Origin of the sequence: Roseofilum reptotaenium CS-1145, assembly GCF_028330985.1 — a bacterium.
Lineage (GTDB): Bacteria > Cyanobacteriota > Cyanobacteriia > Cyanobacteriales > Desertifilaceae > Roseofilum > Roseofilum reptotaenium.
In genome coordinates, this window is sequence record NZ_JAQMUE010000018.1 from 48,298 (window position 1) to 57,958 (window position 9,661).

The following is a 9,661-nucleotide window of genomic DNA, read 5'->3' on the forward strand; positions in this document are numbered from 1 at the left end:
TGAGGATTGGCACATTTATTGGGGGAATAACAAATAGTTATGTAGCAGCGTAATACGAGCGTGCAGTGGTATTGCATTGCACGGCGACAAGGAAATATTCAAGGAAAAAGTGAAAGCCTTCCTTATTTTCAATCCACGCTTGAACCATTGGGTCAGGATGTGAGAAATTAGGGTCAAATACAACCCAATACTTCCATTGATTAACGTCCAAATCAAGCTCCACCCCGTCAACCCTATGAATATAGGGACTGTCGTCAAATTCCTCATAATTGAGTTTAACTTTATCCCCAACGTTAAACCGATTCGCTCCTGGGTAATCTGATTCGTTGATGTAAGTGTAATACTGCCGCTCGTCGTCATTCGCTTGCCAAGCGGAAATTGGCACGAGAACTTGTACCATATTAGATGCTCCTGATTGTGAGAGAACCACGATTGGGAGAAGTCTTGGGAGTGGTATTAGTAGTACCCTCTCAAGGCGTTAAATTTTCCCTCGCTGATAAGAAAAGAATTTAAAGGGAACCCCCACTTAGCGCAAGGGGTAAACGTACACAAATCCTTCACTATTTCTAATGTAAACGATCGATAAATCTCTATTGCACAGTAGTAGCCCCACGATAACTCTTCTGGAAGTTGTACTACTTCACCCATACCCATAGCGGCTGACATTTGCCCTCTAAGGCGGGTTACCCCCTTAAATGGGCAATCGTACTTAAGGGGTGCTCTTTCGTGAAAACCCTTATCCCGTAAGGATTTCAGCCGTTAGATAATACATTTCATGTTACACGAAAGTTCACTTTATTGCATATTACTACCGTACAGCGGTATTACACCCCTCCGCTTGTGCAGATAGCTTGCGTCATAGATTCATTGCACATTACCGGAAAATAGATGTTCAGGAAAAAAAGCTGTCCTATCAGACTCCTATAGGGTTGTGATAGGACAGTTAGCCAATAATCAGTACATTCAGGAAAGGATGTTGATTCGCTATTAAGGATATCAATTTATTGCACATTACTATTGTTCAGTAGTGCTACCGGTTATTCAATCAAAAGCCCATCTTGTGACCACTGGGAAGAGCCGCCACAAGATGATTTAGGTTATGCGATTGTCAGGGGACAATGACTATAAAAAGCGATTAGAGGCACTCTCGATATTTACCTCACACCCCTCTTAACGAGGCTCTAAATCATGAGAGAAGTAAGTGTAAGTCCCATTCCAATCCTCCTCCATTGCCCCTATCTTCACCTTCAGACCCCATTTTCCTTTTTCGTCTTGGGGATGAGTGATAATTGCCTCTAGTTTCCCTCCATCAGGGGTGATTGCCCAAACTTTATCGCCCACAGCATAGTCTTCAGCATCACGAGCCTTCAACGTGTCTAGGCTAAAAAAGGACTCTTTCCACTCTCCTTTTAGGGATATATATTTACACTTCCATTCCCCGTGTTCATTAGTAGGGGTAGTGATTACTCCTGGACGTTTCCCAATCCAAACTTTATCGCCAACAGAGAAGGGCAGATTTTTCTCATTTTCTTGCGCGTGCGAACATGTAGGGGTTTGACCGTCATGACCGTCATATCCTTGATATATGGTCGATTTGACCGTCATGGTTATGGGAATATGACGATGATGACGATGAAACTACTGTTGAACTTTTTTCGTCAGAAAGAAGGGTTTCGCTGGGTAGTGGTACGTTTACATGGCTACAATCGCCCCTGTAGTCAATCCCAAAGAACGTCTTACCAGACATTTTCTTCACCGATTTAACTTCCCACCCTAAGAATTCACACATCTCTGTTAATTTGTTACCAAATCGATTGGTAGCCATTGGCTTGAGTCCATTCTCCTCGCAATAGATGACGTATTTGTGGTACAGCTCCCCTTGTTTGATTACTCCATCCCCAGGAACCGGCACTACTTTGTCCTCTACAAATGCCGCTACAGAACTCTCCTCGCAAAGGAGTTCCCATTCTTTCGCTTTGAAATCAGCAATAGCAAATTGCCCTACACCTTTGATGAGGTCGTCAACTCTCTGAGGGGGCATAGAGAGGACGCAATAGGTTAGCTGGGATATCTCTCTCATCATCAGCTCTTCGGCTAGGGGGGTCCGATTAACGATTGGTGAATCAAACTCCACTAGACATAATCGCCTCTCTAAAGCCTTCTGTGGCTTCTTGAATAGCGCTCCATTGGAGATTACGAGCAATGTCCCATGAAAAGGGCTAGAAGCAACTTCACCGTAAATTTGGCGGTATGAGACAGTATCCCCACCAGTGAGACTCTTTAGATTAGCCATAGCGCTGTCGCAGTGGGTAGCTTCCTCGTCGGGCAAAACAACTAGCTGGCTATCCATGAAGTGCGCCAACTGATAATCCTCTCCCAATTTGCCAAGCTTAGAGGCTTTGGTATTTTCCTCCCCAATCAATGCGGATAATATTCGGGAAAATGTCCCTTTTCCGGTTCCAGGTCTACCCGTTAAATGAATGAATTTGTGAAGCTTGGACAATCGCCAAGTTATAACACCATTACATACAGCCATCAGCTTAAGGATTTTCCTTTCATCCCCTACCATGGCGTAATTCCACGCCTCGTAAATATTTGGGCAATAGGTTTTCAGCGCTTCAATTGGGTCGGCGATCACTTCTCCTTCTGGTTGCCACCAGTCCCGGTCAATCATGCTGGTGTTATAATTTTCCGGGTCATGGGGCTTGATTGTCATCTCCCGAAGATTCACTACTCCGTTGCGAAATGCTGTTGCCTCAAGGGTTTGGCGTTGCCATTCCCACTCTCGGAGGTTTCGCGTTAAGGATTTCTGGCACATGGTGACATACCTGTCGGTGCTAATCCACGATTCAGATAAAAAGTGAATAGCATCCCCAACTTTTTCTTCTGGGATAATCTGCCAGTATTTCCCGCTCCATTCCAGCCAGACTTTCCATTCATTGTGAAATCGCCATTTATTACGATATTCCTCTGCTAATTGACGAGCAAATTCTACTGGTGTAGGGTCACCATTCCCCTCCTCTTCAGATTTGCCCTTCTTGGCAGGGGACTCTTTCTTTTGTTCTGGTTCTGGGAATTGTTTTTCCCATTCAGCAATGGTTAAAGCCAACCTAATTACCTCGTCAAAGTTGCCGCCATTGACAATAAAATCATCCATACCTTTAGTTTTTTTCGTGTACTTCCACACGCATATCTTGACATCACAGCCACGTTCATCTAATGCCTTGGCAAGCCTCCTAATTGATTCCTTTACGTCTGGGTTTATCTGGAAGTCTGAATCCAGCGCGATGTAGACAGGTCTCCCCTCAGAGCAAAAATCGGCAAGAGAAGTAACAAGCTCCAGGGTTTGTGGTTTGTGCCACATTTCCCGACCGGGGATAGAAATAGTCAAATACCCGTTTTCAAGTCCACACGCGGCTTTCTTGCCTCCTTCTGTGATGACGATGGGTAAATGGTCTTGCGAGTTCACCACCTTCCACAAGTCCTTGGTCAGGCAGTTGTTCCACTGTTCCTCAGAAGCAAAAAGTGGCTTCAACTTTCCTGCTAGGGAGATGAAATCCTTCAGTCTTCCACGGAGCAGTAGTGCATCGTAAATACAACCCGTCTCGCCTTCTTTCCTTCTGCGGGTCTTGTACTTTGCCCCATCTTTCCCAACCTCGCGTAGTCGTAACTGCCATGAGTTACTGTTAGTCTTTCCTGTGATGTCAACCCCAGTAACGGTAAACCCTGCTTTATGGGGTTTGAACTGCTTTACCAGAACCGGATTGGTGATTCCAGATTCCGACAGTTGCTGCGCTAGCCATTTCTCATTAGTCGCCTGAGAATCTGCTACAATGGGGGAATCAGAAATTGAGGGCGTTGCGAGACTACCCTTAGAAGCGTTATTATTTGACATAGTATTTTCATATTTTGTGAGCCGGACGGGGATGACCCTCCGGTTATTTTTTTTGTGTGGTCATCCCACACTTGCAATTCTACACCACTTTTCAGTAATTTAGAGCAACTCTATCACCTCCAGAGCTTCGCGTATCTTCTCCTTAATCTTTGTGCCAGCGTTAGCCTTTAGAGACAGCGCTTCATTTAGGATGTTTTTGACGAGTGAAACGTCTGGAGATTCAGTGAGTTGTCCTGAGTCAGACTCCTCTGCGTCAAGCTTTCTTGCGTAATCCAGGATATCTTCTGCTAAATCTTCTGGTACTCTAATGGCTTTTGTTTTGTTGGTAGACTTCCACTTAGAGCGGATTGGTCTTAGTCCTTCTGTGTTTCGTTCATGTGTCATTGTTATTACTGTACAGTTGCTTTGCATGGACTGAGCTATTGATTCGCTCTTATCTGTATCCCCCTTATTTACAGATTAATCCTCACCGAAAAGATGGCGGTATTCCCATTAAGGATTTACAGTAAACGTTCGCTCTAAATCTTCAGAGATTGTCGATACGTTTACCCTAAAATTTAGCGCCGGCATGTAAGGTGGTATAGGGTGGGAAGTAGTGGGCTAAAGTATTAATAAATTAGACCCTCTAAATTATGGCTAATCAACGGGGCATTCTCGCGAATAAACCGTATTGGACATAATCTGTTTTCTCCTATTTAGGTGTGAGTATTTTTTTGTCCCCAATGGACTTCATTCACGTCTACACTACTACTGTACACTAAAACTACACTAAAACCGCATTGGTTGCAGGACTCATCTATTTGTTTTCTCTATGATTTCATTGAATACCATTCATGCTAATCTATCTTTGGCATGAATCAAACCAACAGTACAGAGCGAGATTTACTGTAAATATTTACTCTAAATCTCTGGTAACTCAATATCGTCATCTGGAGCAAAGTAATGTTTGTCGAGCATTTCTCCTGATGTCTCGAATAACTTTGCAATCGTAGCTCTATCTACTCCATTCCTTAGATAAAAAGATGCAGAAGTATTTCTCAAGTTGTAAGTGGGGAGTTTGTACCTTACAACCCTTATCTCCCATAGGCAATTGATTACATAGTTAAATATTTTCGTCGTGAAGTTTTGGAGGTTGATATAGCCTCCTTTTGGTGATGGGAAGACCAGGTTAAAGCTGTTGTTGCTTACGGGATTCCTATATTGCCTTGCAATACATTCTTTCAATCCCTTACTGAGTGGGAAGTGTCGCGTTTTTCCATTTTTCGTAGACTTTAATTCACCCAAAGAATAAGATTTATTGAATCTGATTTTATCGTCATCAATGTCATCCCAAGTTAGTGCAATCGCTTCACCAGGACGGCATCCTGTCAATATCAGGAACTCCACAAAGGGATAATAGTGACTGTGGTCAAAAGCTGACTTTTCAGAGCAGAATCTATCAGACTCAAATGCTTCTAGTATTGCCTTGATTTCTCGTACTGTGTAGGCTTTGTTCGTGCGTTTGGACTCATCTTTACCTACCTTCTTTGGTAGTTGTTTCTTGATATCTTTCCAATGATTTTTAGGAATATGACCGCAATTAAAAGCGAGATTGCTGGCGGCTACCAAAGAAGCCAAGACTCGTTGTAGGGTGTGGTAAGTGTAATATTCTAGTAATTTTGGAGTTATTTGATATGCATTATCAGGTAACGTTTCCTCATTAGATATTTTTGCTAATGCATTATCTACTGATTTCCAGTGATTCTTTTGAGTCGTTGCTGGTGTTGATTCTGTGTTGTAATCTTTGTAAAAATTCCAAACATCAACGAGTGACCATTGTACAGCCTCTTGTTTTTTGCATCTTTCTTGATGCTTGTTAATTGCTTTTTGATTTTGTACGTGATGAGATTGATAGTTCTCCAATGACGGGTCAAACGTGCCCAATCGGATATCACGTTTTATTTCCTCTGCCCTGACATTGGCAACTGACTGTGCTAAAGAATCGCTCCAGTCTCCGAAGCCCGATAAGCAATATCGCTTACCTTGATACGTCCACCGAAGTCGGATGGACCCCCCATTATTTCCTTTGCTTATCTTAGGTATTCTTACTCTTTTCATAGCCGTTTTGGTCTGTATGTGGGCTATGGTATGCCGGTATCGCCTAGAGTCCTTGCCTGACAAGAGATTTAGCGACCCTTGGTAAGGGTGAGGTCACGAGTTCAATCCTCGTCACGGGCTTTCTTTTTACTCCCTATACTTAGGGCTAAACGACGCAAATACGTCGTTTTTTCTCTTTCCCCGAATTATACCTGTACCTGTCCTATTCGCCAATGGCCGCAGCATACTAACGATTGGATCGCATTTGGATCGCATCCTCGTTCTCCGTGCTTTGCTAATCAGGCACTCACGCTATCTGTTAACTTGGGTTTTGCAAATTCGCAACCAGGTCGGCCGTTTCTTGGAAGGTCTTGGTTCCAGATTTGCAAAGAGTTTCCCAGATGGTATTGAATTCGATGAAACAGGGCCGCCAGCGCGAGACCTCCTCAACAACATTGTCCGAAAGCTCAAATCCTTCAATAAAATCAAGCATGGTTGAGTATTGTCCTGTAAACAGTTGCAATGCATCTCGCATTGCCAAAAAACTGCGGGTGTTGGGAGCGCTGATAAATTCCCTAATCAGCATCCGGGTTTGCTCTTCATAATTTCGGGGGTGCGGCTCCATATCTTGTGTTACCTCTACTCTGTGAATAAACTTAGCTTCATCCATGATAATTTTTAATATACTACCTTATGCATACTTAACTTAAGAGGGGATGAAAAATAGAATTAACTTTAAACCGTGCGAATTTGTGCGAAATAGGCTGAACCGCTATCTGTGCCTTGATTTTAGCCGTGCGAATTTTGTGCGAAATTCGCACACCCCCTTGTATTACGGTGACGTTGGTAAATGCCGTAATATATGGCATTTAGCGTAGTACGTCAGGGAAACATGTATTATATTGTCCGAAAAAACGACATTTAAACTGTAATGTGCAAAGGCGTTGCAGTTAAGGTATAATTTAAAAAAAACGCTTCACGTTGATGGCATGAAATTAAGCTTATACCAGAAGAAAATATTAGAGTGGGTGAAAACCGGACGGGGAAATGCTTGCTGTAATGCTGTAGCCGGTTCGGGAAAATCAACCACATTGAAATATGCGGCCCTGGCGCTGCGCGAAAATGGGGTTCGCCCTTCGCAGATAAAAATTTGCGTGTTTGGCAAGGCGAACGCCAATGATTTGATTGAGAAGTTTGGCCTGGAATGGAAATCATCAATTTCCACCTTGCACAGCACTGGGTTTTTCCTTGTGAAGCGATATCTGGGGATTTGGAAGCCAACAGTTGATAAGAATAAGTACCGGAAAATAGCCCAGGGATTTGACTTGATTGGGCGACGCGGATATCCGATAGGAAATTTGCGGAAGCAAAAGGCTTTAGATAATGATGCGGATTTCTTGGAATTGCTCGACCTGGTACGGCTGACGAACAAACAGCCAACTCCAGGAACGATCGCCCAAATCTGTCAGCATTTTGAGTTGCCCGATGTGCGGGATTTCACTTTGGTTTCCAGGGCGATCGCCAAGGTATTGGCTGCGGGAAAAAATCAAGCGAGTGATGAGTCTATTTTTGATTATACCGACATGCTTTGGTTGCCGGTGCATTGGCGGGTTGATGAGAGTCGCGGTTTTCGCCCATGGCAGTTTGTTCTCGTTGACGAAGCGCAGGATTTAAATGCTACCCAATTGGAATTAGCCTGTATGATGGTGGGCGATCGCGGCCGCATGTTATTCGTGGGCGACCCCCGCCAGGCGATAATGGGTTTTGCTGGCGCTGACTGCGATAGCTACCAGAATATTGTCCGTCACGTCAGAGGCACGGAATTACCCCTAAGCCTCTGCTATCGCTGCCCTACAAAGCACATTGAATTGGTGCGGGGAGTTTTCCCCAAAATCCCCATAGAGGCTTTCCCGGAAAATGAAGAAGGGGTAATTACCACCATTTCTGAAAAGACCCTCTTTGGTGAGGAACACGGGGCGCTGCGCGAACAAGACCTAGTGCTGTGCCGCAAAACTGCCCCATTGGTGAGCCTCTGTATTAAGTTGATTGGCGCGGGGATGTCCGCGACGGTGAAAGGGCGGGCGATCGGGGACACCTTGAAGAAGGTGATAGAGGAGATTGAGAGGTTGGAGCTGCCGTTTGCTGAGTTTAGTGAGGCGATTTCCTTGTACCGCAAAGCCAAAGCTGAACGCTACAAGGGGATGGACAATGAGGAGGAGCTGCTGGAGCAACTGACCGATAAAGTTGATGCCATTCGGGCTATCTACGAATCCCATCCAGAGGCAAAATCAACTGAGGACTTGGGGGAGGCGATCGACCAGTTGTTCTCTGATGAGCATAGCCCGATTACTCTTTGCACCGTTCACCGGGCAAAGGGGTTGGAAGCCGATCGCGTCTTCATTATTGAGCCTGGGGATATGCCCATGCGGTGGCGTAACCAAATGAAATGGCAGAAGGAGCAAGAGGACAATATTCTCTATGTGGCGCTAACCCGAAGTAAACGGGAGTTGTTCATTGTTGGCGATCAGGACTGGGGGACTGAGAAAGGAGAGAATCAAAGAAGGGGTTGGCCTGAGTTATTTGGGGTCGATGAGCCAGAGCCATCGATTAGCGATTATGCTATAGAGTACAGGGGCTTTACACCGTTGGAGACCTCGCAGTGCGAATCAATTTCAGCCTCTGGGGAAGAGAAGGAATCGGAGCGCAGCGAGGTGGAGTGCGAGGTGCTTGCACCATTGCCAGTTAAGGAAATGACGCAGATAAGAATGGCGATCGCCGACCTGCCTTTGATTGAAAAAAACCGGTTACTCCTGGAGCTGCAAGAACAGGTCAATGGCGAAAAGGAAAATCGGGTGCGATCGCACATCCTCAGTAATCCGGGGTTGAGTAATCGGGCGATCGCGCGCGAATTGGGGTTCGTCAGCGATGTCACCGTTGGTCGAATCCGCAAAGTGATGGAGGAACAATGAAGAATCTCTGCCACCCTTTTAATATTTATTTATGGCCTGATGATAATTGGTGCTTTAATGAAGATTTTAAGTTGGTTGATAGCACTTTAGGCTCCCATCCCCTATTTGAATATTCTCAAATTAAATCAATCTACTTTGGTACTGATGACTGGACTTATTTTTTTATGTCTAGATATGACCAATACCAACTTTTGGAATAATTCGCAAGGCAATGGAGGGGCAGGATGGAGATTAACGATATTAGCGATCGCCTTGTCGTCGCCCTATTGGGATTTGGCTATAGGGAGGACGGATCGGATATTCTCGTTTTTATTGAGACAGAAGATTCAGAACCCACAACTGACCACCAATGGCGGGTCGATATCGGGGAACCATTTCTGCAAATTGATCGGATTCAGGAGGGCAAAATCGTTCAAACCTGGAAAGCCTGGAGCAGTGGACTAGCGATCGGAGAAATCTGGATCGATGCCAAACTGTCCGACGACGGATGGGATTTAGATCTGAGTCTGCCATGAGTTTGGCCCAGCCTCTCCTGAATCCAAGGAGCTTTATCAAAGTTTTATCAGATGACAGGAGAATGCAATAGACATCTCCTAAAACCATTAAAACCTTTGAGCATAAGGTTTTTATCCCATCATCAACTCGGAAGCTCCCAATGCAACTTTAACGAATTTATAGGACTTTAAGCTATTTCACAATAGCCACTTTCAAAAAACATAGG

At 44.6% G+C, this 9,661-nt stretch carries 8 protein-coding genes; 2 read left to right on the forward strand and 6 right to left on the reverse strand.

Going from position 1 to position 9,661, the window contains the following annotated elements; genetic code table 11:
* Window positions 1-37: 37 nt before the first annotated feature.
* From PN466_RS02080 to PN466_RS02105, 6 genes are all read right to left on the reverse strand, one after another.
* Window positions 38-400: a hypothetical protein gene (locus PN466_RS02080; protein ID WP_271936564.1), complete on the reverse strand. Its 363-nt coding sequence runs from the start codon at window positions 398-400 to the stop codon at window positions 38-40.
* A gap of 770 nt (window positions 401-1,170) precedes the next feature.
* Window positions 1,171-1,605 (reverse strand): hypothetical protein, encoded by a 435-nt coding sequence (locus tag PN466_RS02085; protein WP_271936565.1) that lies wholly within the window; start codon window positions 1,603-1,605, stop codon window positions 1,171-1,173.
* On the reverse strand, window positions 1,571-3,895 hold the full coding sequence (locus tag PN466_RS02090; RefSeq protein WP_271936567.1) for a DUF3854 domain-containing protein: 2,325 nt from the start codon (window positions 3,893-3,895) through the stop codon (window positions 1,571-1,573). The genes PN466_RS02085 and PN466_RS02090 overlap by 35 nt, the downstream gene beginning before the upstream one ends.
* 99 nt (window positions 3,896-3,994) lie before the next feature.
* Window positions 3,995-4,279: a hypothetical protein gene (locus tag PN466_RS02095; protein WP_271936569.1), complete on the reverse strand. Its 285-nt coding sequence runs from the start codon at window positions 4,277-4,279 to the stop codon at window positions 3,995-3,997.
* Between the two features lie 516 nt (window positions 4,280-4,795).
* Complete coding sequence (locus tag PN466_RS02100) at window positions 4,796-5,992, reverse strand: tyrosine-type recombinase/integrase (RefSeq protein ID WP_271936571.1); 1,197 nt, start codon at window positions 5,990-5,992, stop codon at window positions 4,796-4,798.
* Between the two features lie 298 nt (window positions 5,993-6,290).
* Entirely contained in the window at window positions 6,291-6,641 is a 351-nt protein-coding gene (locus tag PN466_RS02105; RefSeq protein WP_271936573.1) for a hypothetical protein, read from the reverse strand.
* Window positions 6,642-6,960: 319 nt separating this feature from the next.
* Between PN466_RS02105 and PN466_RS02110 the strand changes: the two genes are divergently transcribed.
* The gene (locus PN466_RS02110; RefSeq protein WP_271936574.1) at window positions 6,961-8,940 is read left to right on the forward strand and encodes a UvrD-helicase domain-containing protein; all 1,980 of its coding nucleotides are present in this window, start codon (window positions 6,961-6,963) and stop codon (window positions 8,938-8,940) included.
* Between the two features lie 224 nt (window positions 8,941-9,164).
* Window positions 9,165-9,455, forward strand: coding sequence for a hypothetical protein (locus PN466_RS02115; protein ID WP_271936576.1), 291 nt, complete (start codon window positions 9,165-9,167; stop codon window positions 9,453-9,455).
* The last annotated feature ends 206 nt before the right edge of the window (window positions 9,456-9,661 follow it).